Source organism: Streptomyces sp. P3, assembly GCF_003032475.1.
In the GTDB taxonomy this organism is placed as follows: Bacteria; Actinomycetota; Actinomycetes; order Streptomycetales; family Streptomycetaceae; genus Streptomyces.
This window is the reverse complement of sequence record NZ_CP028369.1, coordinates 5,761,140-5,783,758: the sequence shown is the minus strand read 5'-3', so window position 1 is coordinate 5,783,758 and position 22,619 is coordinate 5,761,140. Positions and strand designations below refer to the sequence as shown.

Here is a 22,619-nt window from a genome sequence, read left to right as displayed (position 1 = left end):
CGTGAGGGTACGGCCCTCCAGTTCGGCGGCGCTCCGCCTTTTCGCGTCAGTGGCCCCGGGCGATCCACTCCTGGAGGTGGGGCGCCTCGGCGCCGATGGTGGTCGCGTCGCCGTGTCCGGTCAGCACCTTCGTCTCCGGCGGGAGGGCGAGCAGCCGGTCCCTGATGGAGGCGATGATCGTCGGGAAGTGGGAGTAGGAGCGGCCGGTGGCGCCGGGGCCGCCGTGGAAGAGGGTGTCGCCGGTGAACAGCACGCCCAGTCCGGGCTCGTGGAGGCACACGGCGCCGGGTGCGTGCCCGGGGGTGTGCAGCACGGTGAGATCGGCGCCGGCGGCCTCGATGACCTGGCCGTCGACCAGGTGGGCGTCCGGCTCGCGGTCCGGGTGGGTGAGCTTCCACAGCGGCAGGTCGTCGGGGTGCAGCCAGATCGTGGCACCGGTCGCGTCGGCGAGGGCGGGCGCGGCGGAGACGTGGTCGTTGTGGGCGTGGGTGCACACGATGCCGGTCAGCCGTCGCCCGCCGAGGGCGGCGAGGATCGCGTCGGCGTCGTGCGCGGCGTCGATGACGATCGCCTCGTGGTCGTCGCCGACGATCCACACGTTGTTGTCGACGTCCCAGGTGCCGCCGTCGAGGCTGAACTGCCCCGAGGTGACGAGGTGTTCGATGCGCGCGGCCATCACAGCACCACCACCGAACGCAGAACGTCTCCGTGGTGCATCCGCTCGAACGCCTTCTCCACCTCGTCCAGAGCGATGGTCTCGGTGACGAACGCGCCCAGGTCCAGGCGGCCCTGCAGATGGAGGTCGATCAGCACGGGGAAGTCACGCGAGGGCAGACAGTCGCCGTACCAGGACGACTTCAGCGCCCCGCCGCGGCCGAACACGTCCAGCAGCGGGAGTTCGAGCTTCATCTCGGGGGTGGGGACGCCGACGAGGACGACGGTGCCCGCGAGGTCGCGGGCGTAGAAGGCCTGCCGGTACGTCTCCGGGCGGCCGACCGCCTCGATGACGACGTCGGCGCCGAAGCCGCCGGTCAGCTCCCGGATCGCCTCGACCGGGTCGGTCTCCTTGGAGTTCACGGTGTGCGTGGCGCCCATCTCGCGGGCCTTGGCCAGTTTGCGGTCGTCGATGTCCACGGCGATGATCTTCGCCGCGCCGGCCAGCCGTGACCCGGCGACCGCCGCGTCACCGACCCCGCCGCAGCCGATGACGGCCACGCTGTCGCCGCGCCCGACGTTGCCGGTGTTGATCGCGGCGCCGATGCCGGCCATCACCCCGCACCCGAGCAACCCCGCCACGGAGGCCGACACCGAGGCGTCCACCTTGGTGCACTGACCCGCCGCCACCAGCGTCTTCTCCGCGAAGGCGCCGATGCCGAGGGCCGGCGAGAGCTCCGTGCCGTCCAGCAGGGTCATCCGCTGCTTCGCGTTGTGCGTGTCGAAGCAGTACCACGGCCTGCCCCGCAGGCAGGCCCGGCACTGGCCGCACACCGCCCGCCAGTTCAGGATCACGAAGTCACCGGGCGTGACGTCCGTGACGCCCTCGCCGACCGACTCGACCACGCCCGCCGCCTCGTGCCCGAGCAGGAACGGGAACTCGTCGTTGATGCCGCCCTGCTTGTAGTGCAGATCGGTGTGACACACCCCGCAGGCCTGGATCTGCACCACCGCCTCGCCCGGACCGGGATCCGGGATCACGATCGTCTCCACCCGCACCGGCTCGTCCCGGCCCGGTGCGATCACTGCGCGTACTTCCTGCGGCATGGCGCTGCCCTTTCCTCGGCGGTCATCCGTCCCTGTGCCGACCCTACGCTCGACTGATCGTCCGAGGGCACCTGCACCGGCGCCGGACGGGCCGCGTCCGCGTCCTGAACACGCCCTTTCCCGGCCGGCCGTCCCGGTGGCCGACGTAGCCTGAGGGCTCCGACCGAGCCCGAGGAGCCCCGTGACCATCGCCCAGCCGGCCGACGACGACCGGCCCACGTGGCGCCTGCTGCTCGGCTACGTGCGTCCTCATCGCCGGGCCCTGCTCACCGGGGCGGCGCTCTCGCTCGTCACCGGCGCCACCGGTCTGCTGCTGCCGCTGGTGGCACGGAAACTGATCGACGACCTCGGCCACGACCGCGCGATATCGGGTGCGTTGCTCGCCCTGACGGCGCTGGTCGTCGCCAACTCCGTGGTGGGTGCGCTGGGCTCGTACGTGCTGCAGCGCACCGCGGAGTCGGTGGTGCTCGGGGCTCGGCGGGCGCTGTCCTCGTATCTGCTGCGGCTGCGCGTCACGGCCGTGGACAGAACCGAGCCCGGCGACCTGATGGCCCGCATCACCTCCGACACGACCCTGCTGCGGGAGGTCACCACCGACTCGCTGGTGGGTTTCGGTACCGGCGGGCTCACGCTGGTCGCCACGGTCGTGATGATGGGTCTGGTGGACCCGGTGCTGCTGGGCGTCACGCTGGCGGTGATCCTGTGCGCGGGCACGGTTCTCGGCGTGATCGTGCCCCGCATCAACCGGGCCAGCCGCCGGGCCCAGGACGCGGTGGGCGTGATGGGCGCCTCCCTGGAGCGGGTCCTCGGCGCGCTGCGCACCGTGAAGGCCTCGGGTGCCGAGGCCCGTGAGGAGGCGACGCTGCACGCGGCCGCCGAGGAGTCCTGGCGGCAGAGCGTGCGTGCCGCGAAGTGGTCGGCGGCGGCCGGCAACACGGCCGGCCTCGCCATGCAGACCGCCTTCATCACCGTCCTCGCGGTGGGCGGCGCGCGGGTGGCGACCGGCGCCATCGAGATCGGCACGCTGGTGGCGTTCCTGCTGTACGTCTTCTACCTGATGTCGCCGATCCAGCAGGTCGTCGGCGCGATCACCCAGTACCAGACGGGTTCCGCGGCGTTGAGCCGGATCCAGGAGGCCCTGCGCCTGCCCGCCGAGCCGGTGTCGCCCTGGGCCGTGCCGCTGCCGGCCTCCGCCGCCGAACCGGCCGCCGTCGCCTTCACCGATGTCCGTTTCCGCTACGCCGACGACCTGCCGTACGTCCACCACGGAGTGACGTTCGCGGTACCGGCCCGGGGCATGACCGCGTTCGTCGGACCCTCGGGCGCGGGCAAGACCACGGTGTTCTCGCTCATCGAGCGGTTCTACGACCCCGAGTCCGGGGTGATCGCCCTCGACGGCATCGACGTGGCCGACTGGGAGCTGTCGCGGCTGCGTTGCGCGATCGGTTACGTGGAGCAGGACGCGCCCGTCCTGTCGGGCTCGCTCCGCGACAACCTGCTGCTGGGCAACGCGGAGGCGGACGAGGACGCCGTGCGCGGGGTGCTGAAGACGACCCGGCTCGAGGAGCTGGTCGCCCGGCTGCCGCAGGGACTCGAGACGCTGGTCGGACACCGGGGGACGAAGCTGTCCGGCGGTGAGCGGCAGCGGGTGGCCGTCGCCCGCGCCCTGCTGCGCCGGCCTCGGCTGCTTCTGCTCGACGAGGCCACCTCCCAGCTGGACGCGGTGAACGAGGCCGCGCTGCGCGACACCGTGGCCGAGGTCGCCCGGACGACGACGGTGCTCGTCGTCGCCCACCGGCTGTCGACGGTCACGATGGCCGACCGGATCGTGGTGATGGACGCGGGCCGGGTCCGGGCGGTGGGCACGCACCGTGAGCTGGTGGCGGGCGATCCGCTCTACGCCGAGCTCGCGGCGACCCAGTTCCTCGCGACGGTCGAGTGACCGGATCGCGGGGCCCGTTCGTCCTGCCCCGCGCGTCCGACCGGTGGAGCGGGCCGCTGCGCTTGCCGAGCCCGGCCTACCGGAGGAGCCTCGAAGGTGAGGGCCCGGCGGCGTCTCTCCCCTCGGCCGCTGCCCTCCGAGGAGGTCAACATGGGCACCGCGGCAGGCTCCGCATTCACCACCGAGACGCTGCGCCGGGGCGTGGAAGGACAGACCCCGGCGACGCTGCTGTCGCTCTACGCCGACGACGCGGAACTGCGGCTCGTCGACCACAACACCCAGCCGAGCAAACCCCGGGTGCTGCACGGCCGGGACGAGATCGCCCAGCTGCTCGACGACGTCTACAGCCGGGACATGACCCACAAGCTGGAGGAGTGCATCGTCCAGGGCGACCGTGCCGCCTACAGCGAATCCTGCCGGTACCCGGACGGCGTGCGCGTGCTCGCCGAGTCGATGATCACCCTGCGCGACGGCAAGATCGTCGAGCAGACGATGATCCAGGCGTGGGACGAGTAGGGAGGAAAACCGCCGGGGTCCAGGTCACCTCCCGGTTGACCTGGACCTTCTCCGTCCGGCCGGCCTGGGCCGGTCGCGGGCGTCCCGGCCCGCGCTGTCGGCGCCGGTCCTCGCGGTGGGGCGACGCGCCTCCGTCGTCCTGCTGCGCACGGCGCTGAGGGCGACTCGGCGGCGTCCGCTCCCGCCGACGCCCGCCACCGCCCGCCGACGCCACGGCCGACGCCGGTGAGCGGGGGTGGGCCCGGTGCGGTCCCGCTGGGACCGCGGGCCTGAGCCGGTGCGCCGCCGGCGGGGCGTCCGGGGCACAGGCGGCCGGTGCGGGCGGGCGGTGCGGGCGGGCGGCCGTTGCCGCGCCCGGGGGCACGGGCGGCCGGGGCACGACGGGAGGTGTCCGAAGGCCACGCGCCCCAACCGCACGAGGATCTCCGTCGCTCCGACGGCGGACCCGGAGCGTCCGGCCCACGTCCCGCCGCGCCTGACGCCACGTCAGACTCTGTTGACCGTCAGGTCAGTTCAGGGTCCACTTCTGGTTGTCGGCGCCGCCGCACGTCCACAGCACGATCGGGGTGCGGTTGCCCGTGGCCGCCCCGTACGCGTCGAGGCACAGACCCGCGTTGACGTTGGTGATCGTCCCGTCGCTGTTGACGTTCCACTTCTGGTTGTTCTGGCCGGTGCAGTCCCAGATCACGACCTTGGTGCCGTTGGAAGTGCCGTGGTCGTAGGCGTCCAGGCACTTGTTGCCGTACACCACGAGTTCCTTGCGGGAGGTGTACGTCCAGGCCTGGTTGGAGCCGCCGTTGCAGTCCCAGAGCTCCGCCTGCGTGCCGTTGGTGATGGTGGTGTCGAACATGTCCAGGCAGCGGCCGGACTGCTTGCCGACGACGAGGCTGCCGTTCGCGCCGGGCAGGGGCCTGACCGTGATGTCCGCGAGGGCCGGCGCGCCCGTGAAGGCGAGCGTGTTGGCGGAGCCCTTCGACAGGGCGACCTGAAGGGTGATCGTGCCCTGTGTGGAGCCCGTCGGCGGGAAGGAGACGGTCGTCGTGGTCTGGCCGTTGACCTTGAGGGTCGCGGTGCGGGCGGTCGAGGCGGTGTTGGTGTAGGCGACGTCGACGACCTTCAGGCCGGTGTTGCCGGCGGTCACGCCGGAGAAGCTCGACGTGCCGGTGTACGTGCTGCCCGCCGCCTCGGTGCCACCGCTGACGGTGAGCATGACCGAGCCGCCCGCCGGGACGTTCGCCGTGTAGCCGGTGGCGAAGGCGCCGAGGTCGGCGCGGGCCCACGGGTCGCGCACGGTCGCGGAGGCGCCGGTCAGGCCCAGGTCGGCCCAGCGGGCGGTGATGTTCGCTGCGGCGGAGGTCCGGTTGAGCAGGACGACGGCGCGCTTGCCGCTGCCGGCGAGGACCTTGCCGTACACCTGCAGCCCGCTGCTGTCCTCGGCGACCTTGACGCCCTGCAGTCCCCGCGCGTCCTGGTCGACGGCGACGACCTCGGGGTTCTTGAGGATGTTCGCCGTCTCCGTCGTCATCGTGGCCAGGTTGTTGCCGGCGAGGAGCGGTGCGCCGGAGACGGCCCACAGGTTCATGTGGGTGCGGTTCTGGGCCGCGGTGAAGCCGTCCATGCCGACCATCAGCATGTCCGCGTCGTTGTAGTAGCCGGTGTGCTGGGCCGTGGGGTGCACGTTGCGGTCGTAGTTGGTCAACAGGTTGGCCATGGACGGCTTGTTGCCGAACAGGATGATGTCGTCGTTGGTCCGCCACATCGCCCCCTGGCCCGGAGCCCAGTTCCACGGGTTCTGCCGGCCCCAGTTGCACAGCGACAGGGTCATCGGGCGGCCGGTCGTCGCCGTGGCCGTGGCGATCGCGTTGCTGATGGCCTGGTACGTCGTCTTCGCGTCGAGGCCCTCCTTGTCACCGCCGCACCAGTCGACCTTGACGAAGTCGAAGCCCCACCGGGAGAACTGGAGCATGTCCTGGTCGTAGTGGCCCTCGCTGCCGCTGCCCGGGGCGGCGGGGCGGCCGGTCGGGAAGTAGTAGCCGCAGCCGTCCTTGCCGGCGTCGGTGTAGATACCGGCCTTGAGGCCCTTGCCGTGGATGTAGTCGGCGATGGCCTTCATGCCGCCGGGCCACTCCGACTCGTCCACGGTGATGTTGCCCGCGCTGTCACGGGTGCCCTGCCACCAGCCCTCGTCGATGTTGATGTACTGGTATCCGGCCGCCGGCAGGCCCGCGGCCACGAACGCGTCGACCTGCTGCTTGATGACGTTGTAGTCGATCTTGGCCGCGAAGCTGTTCCAGGAGGCCCAGCCCATCGGGGCGGCCGGCACCGCGATCTGGCGCGAGGTCGCGGCCCCGGCCGTGCCGGGCTGGGCGAACAACAGGGCGGCGACGACCGTCAGCAGCAGGGCGAGCATCCGTGCGGCGGCGGACCTCCCGTGCCGGACGAGGTGCGCGGGGGGTGGAGGGAACATGGGGCGGCTCCAGCTTCGGAAGTTCGAGATATCGAATGAAGGTCGGCAAACCGAACGTGTTGCGCGCCGAAAGTAGAACCGCCGGGAGGCTAAGTCAACGGCTGCGACCGAAGCGATTGTGACCGCTCTCAAAATGCAACCGACCGCCCGTGCGGGGGCCTTCACCCCCGGCCCGGTGCCGCGCGCCATACTGTCCGTCGTGCGAGTGGCGATCATGACGGCGGGTTCCCGGGGCGACGTGGCCCCCTTCACGGGTGTGGGCCGCGCGCTCGTACGTGCGGGACACCAGGTCACCCTGGTCACCCACGCGCGGTTCGCGCCGCTGGTGGCGGGCTCGGGCGTCGCCTTCCACGCACTGCCGTTGGACCCGCGGGCGGAGCTGGAGTCCGCGCGGGGCCGCGGACTGCACCGCAGCGCCACCGGCCCCGGCAAGCTGCTGCGGGTGACCCGGATGGCACGGACGCTGGTCGGGCAGATCGCCGACGATCTGCTGGCCGCAGCCCGCGAGGCCGACGCCCTGCTGCTGTCGGCCTCGGTCGCGCCCCTCGGCCACACGATCGCCGAGGGGCTGTCCCTGCCGAGCCTCGGGCTCTACCTGCAACCCGTCGCCCCCACCGGCGAGTTCGCCCCGCCGATGCTGGGCGGCGGCTCCTGGGGGGCGGTCGGCAACCGACTCGCCGGGCACGGCGTCGAGGCCGCCGTCGAACGGATCTTCACCCCGGTGCTGCCGACGGTGCGGGCCCGGCTGGGGCTGCCCGCCGTCCGCCGCGGCGTCGGCGCCGCACGACAGCGGCCGCGGCACGGCTGGCCGGTCCTGCACGGCTTCAGTCCGCTGGTGGTGCCGCGGCCCCGGGACTGGCGCGCGGAGCTGGACGTCGCCGGCTACTGGTGGCCCCACGACCGCGACACCCGGCTGCCGTCCCGCCTGCGGGAGTTCCTGGACGCGGGGCCGCCGCCGGTCTTCGTCGGCCTGGGCAGCGCGACGGTGCCCGACCCTCGGCGGCTCGGCGCCGAGATCGCCGGGGCGCTGCGGCGGGCGGGACTGCGCGGGGTGATCCAGCGCGGCTGGGCGGGCCTCACGGCAGACGGCGACGACATGGTGACGGTGGACGAAGTTCCCCACTCACTGCTCTTCCCGCGGATGGCCGCGGTCGTCCACCACTGCGGTGCGGGCACGACGGCGGCCGGCGTACGGGCGGGCGTGCCGGCCGTGCCGGTGCCGATCCAGTTCGACGAGGGTTTCTGGGGCGAGCGCCTGGTCGCGCTGGGGGTGGCCCCGGGTACGGTCCCGCTGCGCCGGCTGACCGCCGACACGCTGGCGACTGCCCTCGCACGGGTCACCCGCGAGCCCGGTTACGCCCGCCGGGCGACTCGGCTCGGGATACGGGTGCGCGGCGAGGACGGCGTGGGGCGGGTGGTGGAGGCGGTGACGCGGCTGGGGTGAAGCCGTCCGGCCGCGTCAAGGGCACACCCCCTCCCCTACCGTGCGCTCCGCGGCCCGCCGGGCTCCCCTTCCGTCGGCCGCAGGATGGCCAGCAGTTGCCGGACCAGTTCGTCGACCACCTCGTCCAGCGTCGCGTCCACCCAGCCCGCGCTCCAGTCGTGCAGGAGGCCGTTGACGCTGCCGATGAAGGCCGTGGCCGCGAGGCGGTAGTCGCGCGGGGCGCCCTCTCCGCGGGCGGCGGCCGCCGTCGCCTCGGCGCAGATCAGGTCGATCCAGCGGGCCCGGCGGGCCAGCCGCTGCTCGTCCAGACGGGGGCTGACGCCGACGATCTCGACGAAGGTGATCCGGATGCGACAGGGGTCGGAGGTGACGTTGGCGGCGTAGGCACGGAAGATCGCGGCGGCGCGTTCGGCGAGCGGCCTGCCCTCGGCGGCGACGGCGGCGGCCACGACCGCCTCCTCGGCCCAGGCGTTCACCTGGAGGTGCAGCTCCGCCAGGACGTCCTCGAGGGTGCGGAACTCCTCGTAGAACTGGCGGGTCGAGAGGCCGGCCGCCTCACTGAGCGAGGCGACGGTGGTGCCCCGGTAGCCGGGCGGGCCGCCGAACGACCGCAGCGCCGCGTCCAGGAACCTGCCGCGTCGCTCGGCCTGCCGCTGCTCGGCGGACTTGCCGCCGTAGCGGCCGGTCGGCGCCTTGAGTCTGCCCGCCATGACCCTCCCTCGTCCTCCGGTGTTCCCTCAGGGCCAATTTTGTCGTGTACGAGTCTTGTGGCGAAGGGCACCCCTTCCTTACTTTCCAGTAAGCACATTCTGAACGGGCCCGTGTTCAGATTCCGGCGGGGTTTCCCCTGCCTTCACACCCCTGCCCCTGACCTTCCGCCCCCCCCAGAGAAGAGAGCAGTCATGCCTGCCTTCACCTCCAGGCACCTTTGCTCCATCGCCGCCGCCGTCGCCCTGACCTTCACCGCTCCCGCCGCCGTCGCGACCGCCGACTCGGCGGCCTCGGACTCCTCGACCGCAGCCGCACTGCGCGAGGTGCTCTTCGTCGGCAACAACTGGGAGGGCACCGCGGACGTCATCAAGTCCAGCGGCGACTTCGCGAAGGTCGGCCGGATCAACGTGATCCCGGACAAGGACGCCCGGATGGCGGAGATCAACGGCGACCTGATCAAGTGGATCTACTTCATGGCCATCCGCAACGGCGTCGGCGAGGGGCACGACCAGTTCGTCGACGACATGTACACCACGCCGGACGGCGCGTCCGTGGTCGTCTCCCGGCCGAGCTTCGCCGACGTCGTCTCCATCGACCTGTCCACCGGAAAGATCAACTGGCGCTTCCCGGTGTCGGGTTACCGCTCGGACCACATGGCCGTCTCCCCCGACGGCAAGCGGGTCGCGGTCTCGGCGTCGATCTCGAACACGGTGCACGTCCTGGACATCGTCACCGGAAAGCAGGTGGGTTCGTTCAAGACCGGCGACAAGCCGCACGAGAACATCTTCACCAAGGACGGCAAGTACATCTACAACATGGCGATCGGAGACGTGAACACGTCCCAGGACGCGCCGTGGCAGGACTTCACGAAGGGCGACCGGCGCATCACCGTCGTCGACGCGAACACGTACCAGCAGGTCAAGATCATCGACATGCGCCAGCGGCTGGACGCGATCGGGCTCAAGGACTACTCGGACGCGGTGCGCCCCGCGGTCTTCTCGCCCGACGAGTCGAAGCTGTACTTCCAGGTGTCGTTCTTCAACGGCTTCTTCGAGTACGACCTCGCCACGGACAAGATCACCCGGACGAAGACCCTGCCGAAGAACTCCACGACCAGCGACGACCGCACCACGTACGTCAACGACTCGCGCCATCACGGCCTGTCGATGAGTCCGGACGGCGGCAAGCTGTGCGTGGCCGGCACGATGGACGACTACGCGACGATCGTCAACCGCGCCACCCTCCAGGAGGGCCCGCTGGTCACCGCCTCCAAGCCCTACTGGGCCACGGTCAGCGGCGACGGCAAGGACTGCGTCATCTCCGAGAGCGGCGCCGACCAGGTGACCGCGATCGACTTCGCCACCGGGCAGAAGGTCGTGTCGGTCCCCGTGGGCGACCATCCGCAACGGGTCCGGCTCGGCCACGTGGCGGCGGGCTGGACCGGTACCGGCAGCTGACGGCGGGCCCCCGGCACAAGGGGTGGGTGGCGGCGACCGCCACCCACCCCTTCGTCGTGCCGGTGCCGCTACCCCACCTTCTGGGCCACCCACGCCGACAGTTCGGTACGGGCCGCGGCCAGCTGGGTCGCGGACGGCGCACTCGCGCCGTTGGTGACCAGTGCGTAGTGCACCGCGCCCGAGTCGGACGTGCTGAGCAGCAGACGCCGGCTGCCCGTGCCGCCCGGTTCGACGGCCGCCGCGATCTTCGTGGTGGCCGGGTAGGCCGGGGGTGCGTACACGGCGCCGAGGTCGGAGACGACGGTGGTCGTGGCGGTCGGGAAGGAGGCGGGCAGGTGCAGTTCGGTGGGCGCCGCACCGCCGGCCGAGCGCCACACGAGCAGCGCGTACTGGCCGGAGCCGACGAGCTGCTTCGTGGCGGGCAGGGAACCGGGGACCGGGTTCCAGGTGAGGGTGGTGGAGCCGTCGCGGGAGCGGTCCTCATAGGTGAAGGCGACGGTCGTGCCGGAGGTGGCGCTCGGGTAGACACGGTCGAGGAGCCGGGCATCCTGACGGAGCGTGGCGTTGCCGGCGTCGTCGAGGCGGACGGCCGACAGATCCTCGTCGTTCCAGGCGTCGCCGCCGGTGAGCACCTTGTCGGGGTTGCCGTTCATCAGCTCGTGATGGCGGCCCCAGTAGATGTCCCACTGCCACTGGCTGCCGGACAGGACCGGGCCGGAGACGGCCGGGGTGGTCCACCAACCCGCGCCCTTCACCCGGGAGTCGAGGGCCTGGTACATGGCCTTGAGGACGGTCGGCGCCTTGTCGGAGACATTGCCGGCCAGCGGATGGCCGAACTCGCTGACGACGGCCGTGGTCCCGGTCGCCGCGGCCCGGTCGCGGACGGTGCCGAAGTCGGTGACGTACTGGCCGTCCGCCGCCTTGCCCCACATCAGGATCCCGGAGATGGCCTTCTGGTCGTAGAAGTGGGTGTTGAAGACGTAGCGCGAGCCGAGCGTGCCCACGTCGAGGAGTCCGCCCTCCTGCCGCTGGGAGTCGATGTTGCCGTTCCAGAACATGTTCGGCTCGACGAAGGCGGGCTTGTCCTGCCAGCCTGCCGCGTCCATCCGGGCCCGGAACTTCACGTAGAAGGGCCACAGGAGGTCGCGTTCCCAGGTGCGGCTGGTCTGGCCGGAGTCGTAGGTCCCGGCGTAGGGCTCGTTGTAGGGGTCGAAGCCGAGGACGCCGGCGAACTCCTCGGTGCTCAGGTGCTGCCTGACGTACGCCATGGTCTGCTGGGCGGTGGCGAGGAAGTTGTCCTGGACGCCGTGGGCGTTGTGCCAGAAGTCGTACTGGGCGGCCTTCACCGCCCCGTTCTGGGTGATGTTCTGGCCCCAGAAGAAGCAGATGCCGCAGGACTCGGCGGGGTAACCACCGAGGTCCACCGCCCACTTGGGGGCGCCGTCGCCGGTGTACCAGCTGCCCTGGTTGAACAGGTGGCGGGAGTAGAGATCCTGGTGGAAGTCGGAGTAGACGCGGATGCCGGCGTCGAGGAAGGCACGCATCTGCTCGGTGGCGGCGGCGAGGTAGACGGTGTCGACCTGGCCGCGCACGGGCTCGGCGTAGGCCCAGGAGAGCAGGAAACGCACGGAGTTGCCGCCGCCGAGGGCGCGCAGCGCGGTCGCCGACTTCCTGGCGTCGGCGACCGAGGCGAAGGGCAGGCCCTTGTTCTCGTCGAGCTTGGTCTCGCCGGAGACGTTGTAACCGCGCAGCACGACCTCGCGGCCGTTGCCGTCGACGAAGCGGCCGTTCGACACGGTGAGCGCCGTGCCGTCGAAGGGGAGCGAGCCGGGGAGCGTGGCGTCCGCGGCTGCGGGCGAGGCGCCCGCAGCCGTCAGGAAGCCGCAGAGTCCGCAGAGGACCACCAGAACAGCGAGCAGACGTGCCCGGATATTCGGCATGTCCACTACAGTCCGGTGATTTCCGGACACCGTCAATACCTACTGACCCATGAGTAAGTTCCTGCACAGTCAGTCCAGTTGGCCACCCGGCCGGTCATGAGCACCAGGTACTCCCGGCGGTTCGGCGGTTTGCCGTCCGTGCGGAGGCACTCGGGGCGCGCCGGGGATGCGTCGTCGCCCTCCCGGCGGTCGGCCGGCCGAACGGCGGGCGGGGCGGCGACGGATTACCGTGCAATCGTGCGTGAGATTCTGCCGGTGCTGAACGGGTGGTACGCGGCCGGTGAGCCGTTCGGGCTCGCCACCGTGGTCGCCGTCCGCGGCAGCGCGCCGCGCGCTCCGGGCGCCGCCATGGCGGTGGGCCCGGGCGGCGCGGTCGTGGGCAGTGTGTCCGGGGGCTGTGTGGAGGGCGCGGTGTGCGAGCTGGCCCAGGAGGTCCTGGCCGACGCGACGGCCCGGCGGGCGACCTTCGGATACGGCGACGACGACGCCTTCGCCGTCGGGTTGACCTGCGGCGGCGAGCTCACCGTGCTGGTGCGTGCGGTGACGCGGGACCTCGACCCCTCGTTCGGGGCGGTCGCCCGGTCGGTCGCCGCGGGCGAACCGGTGATCGTGGCCACGGTCATCGACGGCCTCGCCCCCCACGGGGCCGTGCTCGCCGTCTGGCCGGACCGGACCGCCGGCACCCTGGGCTCCGCGGGACTGGACGCGGCCGTCACCTCCGACGCGCGCGGAGAACTGGCGTCGGGCGCCACCGGACTGCGCCACTACGGACCGCACGGCCGGCGGCGGGAGGACGACGTCCCGGTGTTCCTGCAGTCCTTCGCCCCGCCGCCGCGCATGCTGGTGTTCGGCGCGATCGACCACGCGGCCGCCGTGGCCCGCATCGGCGACTTCCTCGGCTACCGGGTCACCGTCTGCGACGCCCGGCCGGCGTTCGCCACGCCGGAACGCTTCCCGGCGGGCGTCGAGGTGGTCGTGGACTGGCCGCACCGCTACCTGGACGGCACGGGCACGGACGACCGCACGGTGATCTGCGTGCTGACCCACGACCCGAAGTTCGACGTGCCGCTGCTGGCGGCCGCCCTGCGCCGGCCGGCCGCGTACATCGGGGCGATGGGCAGCCGGCGCACCCACGACGAACGCCGTGCGCTCCTGCTGGAGGCCGGGGTCACCGACGCCGAGCTGGCGCGGCTGCGCTCGCCGGTGGGGCTGGATCTGGGAGCCCGTACGCCCGAAGAGGTCGCCGTGTCGGTGGCGGCCGAGATCGTCGCGCTGCGGTGGGGCGGCAGCGGCGCCCCGCTGACGGCGACCACCGGCGCCGTCCACCCCCCGGCGGGCGGTCGGGCCCGGCCCGCCCGGTAGCACCGCCCCGTCGGGACGCGTCCCGGAATTCACCGGACCGGCGGTGTGTAGCGAGGCACGCAACGGGGTACGCGCCCAGAACGGACACGCATGCATGTCCCTCCGTCGTCTCACGGTGGAAGGAGGCCCGTTGACGCAACGCACACTCGCAAGTTCCGGGCCGCCTCCGACCGCATCGGCCGGAAGCGGCCCGGTTCGTCCGTCGTGACACCGCCTCCCCCGCTCCCTCTCCGGCCGCGCGAGTGCGCTCAGCGCGGCGGCAGCCGGTGCAGGACGACGTCCGTGAGCCGGCCCCCGTCGGCGGTGGCCGTCAGGTACGTGCAGTAGGGCCGGCGGCGGCGGTCCGTCGGGGAGCCCGGGTTGAGCAGACGCAGGCCGCCGGGGGCCGTGGTGTCCCAGGGAATATGGCTGTGTCCGAAGACCAGGACGTCCAGGTCGGGGAAGCGGGCCGCGCACCGGGCCTCCCGGCCCTGGGCCGGACCCGTCTCGTGGATCACGCCGAACCGCAGTCTGCCGAGTTCCGCGCGGGCGATCTCGGGCAGCCGGGCGCGCAGCTCGGGCCCGTCGTTGTTGCCGTGGACGGCGAGCAGCCGACGGCTGCGGTCCTCCAGCAGGTCGAGCGTGGCCGCGTCGACCCAGTCCCCCGCGTGGACGACGAGGTCCGCGTCCGGGATCTCGTCGAGCAGCGGGGCGGGAAGCGCCTTGGCGCGCTTGGGCAGGTGGGTGTCGGACATCAGCAGGAGGCGCACGGCGTCAGACTACAAAATCCGGATCAGGACGAATCAGGACAGGTGGGGCGCCGGGTGCCGGGTTAGCATCGGGCTGCACGCACCCGCCGTCCGCACGGCAGGCGATCCGACGAGGGAGCCAGAAGCCCGATGCCGGTCAAGGTCAGCGTCATCGTCCCGGTCTACAACCCCGGCCGCTACATCGAGGACTGCATCGCCTCGCTGCTCGGGCAGTCGCTCCCGCCGGAGGCCTACGAGATCGTCTTCGTCGACGACGGCTGCACGGACGCCACCCCTGCGCTCCTCGACGCCCTCGCCGCGAAGGACCCCCGGGTCCGCGTCGTCCACCAGGAGAACTCCGGCTGGCCCGGCAAGCCGCGCAACGTCGGCATCGACGCCGCCCGGGGCGAGTACGTGATGTTCGTGGACGCCGACGACCACCTCGGCGCGGAAGCCCTGGAGCGGATGTACGACTACGGCGTCGCGAACGACGCGGACGTCGTCGTGGGCAAGATGGCCGGCCGGGGGCGCGCGGTGCCGGTGGAACTGTTCCGCACGAACCGCCCGCGGGCCACCGTCGAGAACGCGCCGCTCATCGACAGTCTCACCCCGCACAAGATGATCCGCCGGGCCTTCCTCGAGCGCACCGGCCTGCGCTTCCCGGAGGGGCGACGCCGCCTCGAGGACCACGTCTTCGTCACCGAGGCCTATCTGCGTGCGGACAACGTCGCCGTGCTCGGCGACTACGTCTGCTACTACCACGTGCGGCGCGACGACGCCGCGAACGTGAGCTTCCGGCGGTTCGACCCGGTGTGCTACTTCAAGAACCTCCGCGAAGCCCTCGACGTCGTCGAGCGGTACACCGAGCCGGGCGCCCTGCGCGACCGGCTGTTCCGGCGGTGGCTGCGGGTGGAGATGGTCGAGCGGCTGCGTGGCCGGCGCTTCCTGAACCTGCCCGAGGACTACCGCAAGGAGCTGTTCGAGGAGATCCACGCGGTCGTCGTGGAGCGGTTCGGGCCGGGCGTGGCGGCTCCGCTGCAGCCCACCCAGCGGGTCGTCGCGGCGCTGGCCGCCGACGGGCGTTACGACGACGTCGTCGCGTTCGCGCGGTGGGAGGCGGGCGTCGGGCTCGCCGTCGAGCCGCGGGGCGTCGAGTGGCGGGGCGGGCTGCTGCGGATCGTCTTCGCGGCGGAGCTGACGCACGAGGGCCGGCCGATGGTCTTCCCGGCCGCCGCGGAGCGTGCGCAGTGGCCGCCGCGGGACGTCGCCGAGGCGGTGCGCTGGCTCGGCCTGGACACCGCGGAACGCTTCGACCGGGCCTCGCCCGATCTGTTGCTGCGGGAGCGGGCCGGCGCGGCGCAGTACTTCCAGCCGGTGCGCACGGACCGGGAGCGGATGGCGGCGGCCGACGGCAACGGGGTGCGTCTGGTGCTGCAGGGCACGGCCGTCGTCGACCCCGTCACCGCGGTCAGCGGCAGCCCGCCCCGCGAGGGCCTGTGGGACGTGTGGGTGAGGGTGGGCCTCGGCGGCTGGACGAAGGAGCTGCGGCTGGGACCGGCGCCCCGCCACGGCCGGCCGGCCCCGCCCGCCGCCGTCGTCGCGGACCGGGTGGTGCTGCCCTACTGGACCGACCGGCACGCCGGCCTCGCACTGGACGTCGGTCACGCGAGTGAGCGGCTGGGCCTGGGCCGGGTGGCGGCGGGCGACGTCACCCTCGCCGGGGATCATGGGGAGCGGTTCCATGTGCTCCTGCCGCTGCACGTGCCCGAGGCCGCGCCGGTGCTGCTGCGGCTGACGGGGGCGAAGTCGGGGAACTCCCACGAGATCTTCGGGACGCTCGCCCCGGGCGGCCGGCTGGACGCCGTCCTGCCGGTGGGCGACCTGGCGGACCGGACCTGGCTCACGACGGTGTGCCTCACGCCGGACACGGAGGGGGCGCGTTTCCATCCGCTGCCCTTCGCGCTGCACGTCGACCCGGACGGCGTCCTCGTGGTGCCGGCGCCGCAGCCGGGCGGCATACGCCGTACCGCCCGCCGGGTGCGACGGGTGGCGTACCGGGCGCTCGGCCGGCTCACCGCGGGCACACGCGTGACGACGGGGCCGACGCGTCGACGACGCCGGTAGGCGTCGGCGCGGGTCACCGCGCGGGCCGCGGGCCCTGCCGGAGGGCGGGACGGGAAGCGAGGGCGTGGTTCACCGGTGGGCGTGGCGCGGGTCGGGGAACGCCGTGGGCGGCGCTCCGGGTCGTGCGCGAGGGGCGGTCAGTCGTCGCCCCTGACGATGTTGCCCTCCGGCCCGGACTGCGTCCCGGGCGCGGCCACCGCCGGCAGGCAGGTGCGCGGTGCGGCGGAGCCGCGGCGTGTGCGGCGCGCCCTGGCCCAGCCCGTCTCGGGCCGACGGATCACGGGTTTGTCCTCGAGCTGCGAGGTCACGACAATTCATCACCTTTCTCGGTCACGATGCACTTGAGGCGCGGGTCAGCGGGCACCCGGGCCGCCGCTGCCGAACGAGCCGCCCGTACCCCGGTCCCGGCGGGGGCCGACGGCGTCGGAGCTGTCCCGGCTGCCGGTGGGCCGCAGCTCGTGCGGGGTGAGGCGCTCGCCGTCGGCCGCACGGGGCATCTCGTTGGGTTCACGCGAACGGCTCTCGTGGGTCGGGCCCGACGCGGGCATCCGGGGCTGTTCGTGCGGCTGCGGAGGCGCCGGCTCCCGGCGGCGGATCTTGAACCCGAGCCGGAAGGCGAAGATCAGCCCGCCGACCAGGACGAGACCGACGACGACGAACGCTACGGAGGCCAGTGCGGACCTTCCGGATGCCGCGAGGTATGCGGAGGCGAAGGTGTCCATGTGCGGCGGGTACCCGGTCCACCGCCCGGGACACGTGGGCGTACGGCCGTTCAGAACCGCAGCAGCAGCTCGCTCCAGACCTGTTTGCCGCCGCTGACCGGCACCGTCCCCCAGCTGTCGGAGACGGCCTCCACCAGGAGGATGCCGCGCCCGCCGGTGGCCTCCCAGCCGGGGTCGGTCGGTTTGACCGGCGTGCGGGGCGAGGCGTCGGTGACGGCGACGCGGAGCCGGCGGTCGATGAGGGTGAAGTCGAGGCGGACCGGCCCGCCGGTGTGCACCAGAGCGTTGGTGACGAGCTCGGAGACGACGAGCAGGGCCGCGTCCATGGCGGTGTCGGCCACGCCCCAGCCCCGCAGGCTGCGCCGGGTGAAGCGGCGGGCGTGCCGGGCCGCCTCGGGCACCCGCCACACCGTCCAGCCCTCGCGCCGGGGTTTGACCGCCATGCCGTCGTAGCGCAGCAGGAGCAGGGCGACGTCGTCGCCGCGGTGTGCGCCGCCGAGCAGCGCGTCGGCGACGGCGCCGAGCTGGGCGGGGTCGGCGCCGGAGAGTTCGCCGGCGAGGCGGTCCAGACCGGTCCCGATGTCGAGGTCGGCGGACTCCACGAGGCCGTCCGTGGTGAGGGCGATGACGGCGCCCGGCGTCAGCCGCAGCGGGGCCATCGGGAACTCGGCCTGCGTCAGGATGCCGAGGGGTGGGCCGCCGTCCGTCCCGGCGACCTCGGCCGAGCCGTCCGGGTGACGCAGGACGGGCGGCGGATGCCCGGCCCGTACGCACCAGGCGGTGCCGTCCTCCATGTCGACGTCGACATAGCAGCAGGTGACGAAGAGGTCGGTCTCCAGCTCCAACAACAGCCGGTTGGCGTGCGAAACGACCACGTCCGGCGGGTGGCCCTCGGCCGCGTAGGCACGCAGGGCCGTGCGCATCTGCCCCATGAGGGTGGCGGCTGCGGCGCTGTGGCCCTGGACGTCGCCGATGACGAGGGCGACGTGGTGGTCGGGCATCCGGATCACGTCGTACCAGTCGCCGCCGACCTCCAGGCCCGCGGTGGCGGGGAGGTAGCGCGCGACCGCGAACCCGCCGGGGAGGTCGGGCAGCCGGCGCGGAAGCAGCTGGCGCTGGAGCATGCCGACGAGTTCGTGTTCGGCGTCGAAGGCGTGGGCGCGCATCAGGGCCTGTCCGGCGAGGCCGGCGGAGGCGGTGAGCAGGGCGCGCTCGTCGGGGCCGAAGTCGTGCGGCGCGTCCCAGCCGATGAGGCAGGCGCCGGCCATCCGGCCGCCGGCGGACAGCGGCAGGACGGCGAGGCCGCCGGGGCCGACCTCGGCGAGCGCCGGTTCCAGGGCGGTGCCGGCGGGCCAGATCCGGGCCCGGCCCTCGCGCAGCGCGGCGGCGAGCGTGGGCATGGCGCGCACGGGCGCGTCGGGCCATTCACCGCGCCACTCCAGCTGCCACAGCTCGGGCCAGGAGTCGGGCTCGGGCGGGTCGAGGACGGTGACCACGAGCCGCTCGTTCTCCAGCTCGGCGAGGGCGATCCGGTCGGCACGCAGCGGCTTGCGCAAGGCGGCGACGACGGCCTGGCTGACGTCGCGGACCGTGCCGGCGGTGGCGAGCGCGGCGGCCAGGCGCTGGACACGGGCGACGTCGGTGATCTCGGCGCGCAGCGTGGAGGCGTCGGCGACGGTGCCCTCCAGCCGGGCGGGGCGTCCGTCGCCGCCGGGCACCAGGCGGCCGTTCAGTCTGAGCCACTTCGGCGGCCCGGCGGGCTGCAGCACCCGGAACTCCAGCTCGCGGTCGCCGATCGACATGTGGTCGGCCTCGACGACGGACATCAGCGAGGGCAGGTCCTCGGGGACGGTGAGCCCGAGCAGGGTCTCCACCCGGCCGTCGAACGCGGCCCGGTCCATCGCGAACAGCTCCAGGATCGCGTCGCCCACCTCGACCCGCCCGGTGTCCATGGCCAGGCTGAAGCCGCCCGCGAGGAGCTTGTCGCCCTCGGCCCGGGCGGTCGGGGCGGGCAGGGCGACGGCGTCGGCGACGAGTTCCAGGCAGGCGCGGTCCTGGGCGTCGAATCCACCGGGGCGCTCGCTGACGGCGAGCAGACAGCCGCCCGCGCCGTCACGGACGGGCAGTGCGGCCAGATGGACGTCGCGGGCGGGCATCCGCCGGGCGTCCGCGCACTCGGCGACCTCGTGCGGGCCGAGCCACACCGGCCGCCCGGTGCGGTGGGCGTCGGCGGCCGGCGAGCCGCCGTCGAGGGGATAGCTCTCGCGCAGTCCGTACAGGGTCCTCGGCACGCCCGCCGACTCGGCCAGGCACAGCAGGCCGGCCTCCGGCGCGGGCGTGTAGACGGCGGCGAGCGCCGCACCGGCGAACACGAGCGCCTGTTCGAGGGTGCGGCGCACACGGTGGGGTGAGACGGGGTCGGCGGTGACCGCATGGAGAGCCGTCTCGACACCCAGAGGTCCCTTTCTGCGTTCCGCGGCACCCTCACTGACCACGTCCGCAATTACAGCGCTAATGCGGCCCGGGCGCAGCCCCTGGAACCGTTTGGCGGACCCCGCCGGGGGCATCGCGAGGGCCGCGCGCCCGGCTGCGCTCGAAACAGACAGCCGGAACTGCGCGAGCGGGCGGCCGAGGCCGCCGACATCGTCGTACGGCGGCTCGCCGAACCGGTGCCGGACACGGCCGGGCGGCGTCGGGCCGGACTGCTGCGGGGCGCGAGCGGGGCCGCCCTGTTCCTGCTCCGCCAGTACGAGGGCAGCGGCGACCGGGAGCAGCTGGCGGCGGGCGCCGCGCTGCGCCGGGACCTGGCGTGCTGCGCGGAGCGCGAGTCAGGCGCGGTGGAGGTCGACGAGGGGTGGCGCACCCTGCCCCACCTGGGCGACGGCAGCGCGGGGGTGGGCATGGTGCTCGACGACCTCGTGTCCCATGTCCCGGACGCCGGCGCGGAGTTCGCGCGGGCCCGGGCCGGCATCCGCACCGCGGCCGCCTCCCGCTTCTACGCGCAGCCCGGTCTCTTCCAGGGCCGCGCCGGCATGATCCTGTACCTCGCCCGCACCACCGAACCCGGCGCGACCCGGGCTCGGCTCGACGAGCAGATCGCCGCGCTGGGCTGGCTCGCGATGCCCTACCAGGGCCGGCTCGCCTTTCCCGGGCACCAGGGACGGCGGCTCCCGGCGGGGCCGTTCGCCGTGCGCGTCGGGCCGGCACAGGGCAGATTTGGAGCCGGACACCCGCGCGGCACCGGGGCGAGGAGGTGGTCGCCGTGCCCGAGCAGACGTCCGGCCAGGCCCCGGCGACTGTATGGGCGCCGGTCGGGCAGCCGCTGCTCTCCCTCGCGCTGACCTCGATGATGGACGCCGTCGGCGCGCACTCCGGCGCCGTGTACCTGCGTCCCGGCGACGGGACGGTCCTGGAGATGGCGGTGATGGCGGGGCTGCCCCGGTCCTTCGCCGCGCCCTGGGAACGCGTGGGGCTGAGCGCGCCGATCCCGGTCGCCGAAGCGGTGCGCGAACGCCGGCTGGTGTGGGTGGGCGGGGAGGAGGAGATGGCCCGGCGGTATCCGCGCATCGCGGTCGTCCTGCCGTATCCCTTCGCCCTGGCCGCGCTGCCCGTGGCCACCGGGACCCGGGCGTACGGCGCGGTCTTCGTCACCTGGCCCGGTTCCCACCCGCCGGAGCTGTCCGAGCGGGAGCGGCGGGAGCTGACGTCGGCCTGCGAGCGGCTCGCCCTGCGGCTGGAGCGCGCGGCGGCGCAGAACCGCACGGTACGGCCCGAGGCCGACGTGCTGGACTCCGGCCCGGTGGGCGGCGTCTCCGACACGCTGGGCACCGTGGAGGCGGCGCGGATGGTGGCCCGGCTGCCGTACGGGATGTGCTCGCTGGATCTGAGGGGGCGGGTGGGGTTCGCGAACGGCGCCGCGGCCGAGATGCTCGGTGTGCCGGTGAGCGGGCTGCTGGGCTCACAGTTGTGGGCGGCCGTGCCGTGGCTCAACGATCCCCTGTACGAGGAGCGCTACCGGGCCGCGCTGCTCGGTCAGGACGCCACCTCCTTCGTCGCGCTGCGCCCGCCCTCCGAGTGGCTGTCGTTCCGGCTGTACCCGAGCACCACCGGCATCAGCGTGCGGATCAGCCGCGCCCGGTCCGTGTCGCAGATGGGCCCGGCCGAGGCCCGCTCCGGGGACGCGCCGACCCGGCTGGTGTCGATGTCGCAGGCGCTGAGCCTGGCCGGGGCGCTCACCGAGACGGTGAGCGTGCAGGACGTGGTGGGGATGGTGGCGGACGAGATCGCGCCGGCGGTGGGCAGCCGGGCCCTGGCGCTGCTCGGCGCGCGGGCCGGCCGGCTGCGTGTGCTCGGGCACCAGGGATATCCCGACCCGACCACGGTGGAACAGTTCGACGGGATGTCGCTGACCGCCCCGACGCCGGGCGCGCGCGCCGTGTCCCACGGGGTGCCGGCCTTCTTCGACTCCCCGCAGCAGTTGCAGCGCCTGTACCCGGCCGGTCCCGACGCCCCCGACGGCTTCGGCTCCTGGGCCTACCTGCCGTTGATCGCCTCCGGCCGCCCGGTGGGCGTCTGTGCGCTGGCCTACGCCGAGCCGCACCCGTTCTCCACGCACGAGCGCGCGGTGCTCACCAGCCTGGCCGGACTGATCGCGCAGGCCCTCGACCGTGCCCTGCTGTACGACACCAAGCACCGGCTGGCGCACGGACTGCAGGCGGCGCTGTTGCCGCCCTCACTGCCGCGGCTGGCCGGCATCGAGGCGACCGCCCGCTATCTGCCCGCCACACGGGGCATGGAGATCGGCGGGGACTTCTACGACCTGGTGCCCTCGCCGCCGCTCGCGGCGGCCGTGATCGGCGACGTGCAGGGACACAACGTGACGGCGGCCGGTCTGATGGGCCAGCTCCGCACCGCCGTCCGCGCCTACACGACGGTGGGCCAGGAGCCGGCCGAGGTCATGCGCAGCACCAACCGGCTGCTGATCGACCTGGGCTCCGACCTGCTCGCGAGCTGTCTGTACCTGCGGCTCGACCCGGCCGGCGGCCGGGCGGTGATGGCCCGGGCCGGTCATCCCCCGCCGCTGCTGCGCCGGGCGGACGGGCGTGTCCGGGTCCTTGACCTCGCGGGCGGGCCGCTGCTGGGCATCGACGCCTCGGCGACGTACCCGACGACGGAGGTGGAGCTCTCCCCCGGCTGTGTTCTCGCCCTCTACACGGACGGGCTCGTCGAGAAGCCCGGTGTGGACATCGAGGAGGCGGTGGCCGAGCTGGGGCGGCGGCTCGCCGAACACGGGGACCGTCCGCTGGAGAAGCTGGCCGACGAACTGGTGGGGCGCTACGCGGAGACCGAGGACCGTATCGACGACGTGGCCCTGCTGCTGCTGCGGGCCCGAGAAGGTGGCAGAGGGCGCGGCTGAGGTGCATCACCGGGGGGACGCGGACGGTC

General features: G+C 73.3%; 16 protein-coding genes and 1 pseudogene. 8 read left to right on the top strand and 9 right to left on the bottom strand.

The window, feature by feature from the left end; genetic code table 11:
* Positions 1 to 46 precede the first annotated feature (46 nt).
* Together C6376_RS25625 and C6376_RS25620 are read right to left on the bottom strand one after the other, a co-directional pair.
* Entirely contained in the window at positions 47 to 676 is a 630-nt protein-coding gene (locus C6376_RS25625) for an MBL fold metallo-hydrolase (RefSeq protein ID WP_107445591.1), read from the bottom strand.
* Positions 676 to 1,761, bottom strand: coding sequence for an S-(hydroxymethyl)mycothiol dehydrogenase (locus tag C6376_RS25620; protein WP_107445590.1), 1,086 nt, complete (start codon positions 1,759 to 1,761; stop codon positions 676 to 678). Before C6376_RS25620 ends, C6376_RS25625 begins: the two co-directional genes overlap by 1 nt.
* 181 nt (positions 1,762 to 1,942) lie before the next feature.
* Between C6376_RS25620 and C6376_RS25615 the strand changes: the two genes are divergently transcribed.
* Both C6376_RS25615 and C6376_RS25610 read left to right on the top strand, forming a co-directional pair.
* Positions 1,943 to 3,703, top strand: a complete 1,761-nt coding sequence (locus C6376_RS25615; RefSeq protein WP_107445589.1) for an ABC transporter ATP-binding protein — start codon at positions 1,943 to 1,945, stop codon at positions 3,701 to 3,703.
* A gap of 150 nt (positions 3,704 to 3,853) precedes the next feature.
* Positions 3,854 to 4,219 carry a nuclear transport factor 2 family protein gene (locus C6376_RS25610; protein WP_107445588.1) on the top strand — a complete coding sequence of 122 codons (366 nt, stop codon included), beginning with the start codon at positions 3,854 to 3,856 and terminating at the stop codon, positions 4,217 to 4,219.
* 508 nt (positions 4,220 to 4,727) lie between these two features.
* On the opposite strand, the gene C6376_RS25605 is transcribed toward C6376_RS25610, so the two are convergent.
* Positions 4,728 to 6,686 (bottom strand): ricin-type beta-trefoil lectin domain protein, encoded by a 1,959-nt coding sequence (locus tag C6376_RS25605; RefSeq protein ID WP_173985725.1) that lies wholly within the window; start codon positions 6,684 to 6,686, stop codon positions 4,728 to 4,730.
* Positions 6,687 to 6,900: 214 nt separating this feature from the next.
* Between C6376_RS25605 and C6376_RS25600 the strand changes: the two genes are divergently transcribed.
* Complete coding sequence (locus C6376_RS25600; protein WP_107449177.1) at positions 6,901 to 8,130, top strand: glycosyltransferase; 1,230 nt, start codon at positions 6,901 to 6,903, stop codon at positions 8,128 to 8,130.
* A gap of 35 nt (positions 8,131 to 8,165) precedes the next feature.
* Here C6376_RS25600 and C6376_RS25595 read toward each other — a convergent pair whose 3' ends face one another.
* Positions 8,166 to 8,840, bottom strand: a complete 675-nt coding sequence (locus C6376_RS25595) for a TetR/AcrR family transcriptional regulator (RefSeq protein ID WP_107445586.1) — start codon at positions 8,838 to 8,840, stop codon at positions 8,166 to 8,168.
* A 192-nt stretch (positions 8,841 to 9,032) separates the two neighbouring features.
* Between C6376_RS25595 and C6376_RS25590 the strand changes: the two genes are divergently transcribed.
* Complete coding sequence (locus C6376_RS25590) at positions 9,033 to 10,298, top strand: YncE family protein (protein ID WP_107445585.1); 1,266 nt, start codon at positions 9,033 to 9,035, stop codon at positions 10,296 to 10,298.
* A 68-nt stretch (positions 10,299 to 10,366) separates the two neighbouring features.
* On the opposite strand, the gene C6376_RS25585 is transcribed toward C6376_RS25590, so the two are convergent.
* A complete protein-coding gene (locus tag C6376_RS25585) occupies positions 10,367 to 12,238 on the bottom strand; it encodes an endoglycosylceramidase (protein ID WP_107449176.1) in 1,872 nt (623 codons plus the stop codon).
* Positions 12,239 to 12,475: 237 nt separating this feature from the next.
* On the opposite strand from C6376_RS25585, the gene C6376_RS25580 reads away from it, so the two are divergent.
* On the top strand, positions 12,476 to 13,600 hold the full coding sequence (locus C6376_RS25580; protein ID WP_107445584.1) for an XdhC/CoxI family protein: 1,125 nt from the start codon (positions 12,476 to 12,478) through the stop codon (positions 13,598 to 13,600).
* Positions 13,601 to 13,848: 248 nt separating this feature from the next.
* Here the strand turns inward: C6376_RS25580 and C6376_RS25575 are convergent, their stop codons facing one another.
* Complete coding sequence (locus tag C6376_RS25575; protein ID WP_107445583.1) at positions 13,849 to 14,349, bottom strand: metallophosphoesterase; 501 nt, start codon at positions 14,347 to 14,349, stop codon at positions 13,849 to 13,851.
* Between the two features lie 129 nt (positions 14,350 to 14,478).
* Between C6376_RS25575 and C6376_RS25570 the strand changes: the two genes are divergently transcribed.
* The gene (locus tag C6376_RS25570) at positions 14,479 to 16,452 is read left to right on the top strand and encodes a glycosyltransferase (RefSeq protein ID WP_107445582.1); all 1,974 of its coding nucleotides are present in this window, start codon (positions 14,479 to 14,481) and stop codon (positions 16,450 to 16,452) included.
* 137 nt (positions 16,453 to 16,589) lie between these two features.
* Here C6376_RS25570 and C6376_RS44500 read toward each other — a convergent pair whose 3' ends face one another.
* The 3 genes from C6376_RS44500 to C6376_RS25560 are packed head-to-tail and all read right to left on the bottom strand — an operon-like array spanning position 16,590 to position 19,573.
* Positions 16,590 to 16,760, bottom strand: a complete 171-nt coding sequence (locus C6376_RS44500) for a hypothetical protein (RefSeq protein WP_173985724.1) — start codon at positions 16,758 to 16,760, stop codon at positions 16,590 to 16,592.
* A gap of 45 nt (positions 16,761 to 16,805) precedes the next feature.
* Complete coding sequence (locus C6376_RS25565) at positions 16,806 to 17,174, bottom strand: DUF6479 family protein (RefSeq protein ID WP_173985723.1); 369 nt, start codon at positions 17,172 to 17,174, stop codon at positions 16,806 to 16,808.
* A gap of 50 nt (positions 17,175 to 17,224) precedes the next feature.
* Complete coding sequence (locus C6376_RS25560; RefSeq protein WP_254076041.1) at positions 17,225 to 19,573, bottom strand: SpoIIE family protein phosphatase; 2,349 nt, start codon at positions 19,571 to 19,573, stop codon at positions 17,225 to 17,227.
* Positions 19,574 to 19,777: 204 nt separating this feature from the next.
* Here C6376_RS25560 and C6376_RS25555 point away from each other — a divergent pair.
* Both C6376_RS25555 and C6376_RS25550 read left to right on the top strand, forming a co-directional pair.
* Positions 19,778 to 20,344 (top strand): annotated as a pseudogene (locus C6376_RS25555) (lanthionine synthetase C family protein); the annotation flags it as partial.
* A gap of 83 nt (positions 20,345 to 20,427) precedes the next feature.
* A complete protein-coding gene (locus C6376_RS25550) occupies positions 20,428 to 22,590 on the top strand; it encodes a SpoIIE family protein phosphatase (RefSeq protein WP_107445580.1) in 2,163 nt (720 codons plus the stop codon).
* Positions 22,591 to 22,619: the final 29 nt, after the last annotated feature.

What these genes read in the sequence shown, in the direction of transcription:
- C6376_RS25570 (WP_107445582.1), top strand. Translation starts at nt 14,479, where the DNA reads ATGCCGGTCAAGGTCAGCGTCATCGTCCCGGTCTACAACCCCGGCCGC.
- C6376_RS25595 (WP_107445586.1), bottom strand. Translation starts at nt 8,840, where the DNA reads ATGGCGGGCAGACTCAAGGCGCCGACCGGCCGCTACGGCGGCAAGTCC.
- C6376_RS25620 (WP_107445590.1), bottom strand. Translation starts at nt 1,761, where the DNA reads ATGCCGCAGGAAGTACGCGCAGTGATCGCACCGGGCCGGGACGAGCCG.
- C6376_RS25590 (WP_107445585.1), top strand. Translation starts at nt 9,033, where the DNA reads ATGCCTGCCTTCACCTCCAGGCACCTTTGCTCCATCGCCGCCGCCGTC.
- C6376_RS25625 (WP_107445591.1), bottom strand. Translation starts at nt 676, where the DNA reads ATGGCCGCGCGCATCGAACACCTCGTCACCTCGGGGCAGTTCAGCCTC.
- C6376_RS25605 (WP_173985725.1), bottom strand. Translation starts at nt 6,686, where the DNA reads ATGTTCCCTCCACCCCCCGCGCACCTCGTCCGGCACGGGAGGTCCGCC.
- C6376_RS25585 (WP_107449176.1), bottom strand. Translation starts at nt 12,238, where the DNA reads ATGCCGAATATCCGGGCACGTCTGCTCGCTGTTCTGGTGGTCCTCTGC.
- C6376_RS25600 (WP_107449177.1), top strand. Translation starts at nt 6,901, where the DNA reads ATGACGGCGGGTTCCCGGGGCGACGTGGCCCCCTTCACGGGTGTGGGC.
- C6376_RS25565 (WP_173985723.1), bottom strand. Translation starts at nt 17,174, where the DNA reads ATGGACACCTTCGCCTCCGCATACCTCGCGGCATCCGGAAGGTCCGCA.
- C6376_RS25610 (WP_107445588.1), top strand. Translation starts at nt 3,854, where the DNA reads ATGGGCACCGCGGCAGGCTCCGCATTCACCACCGAGACGCTGCGCCGG.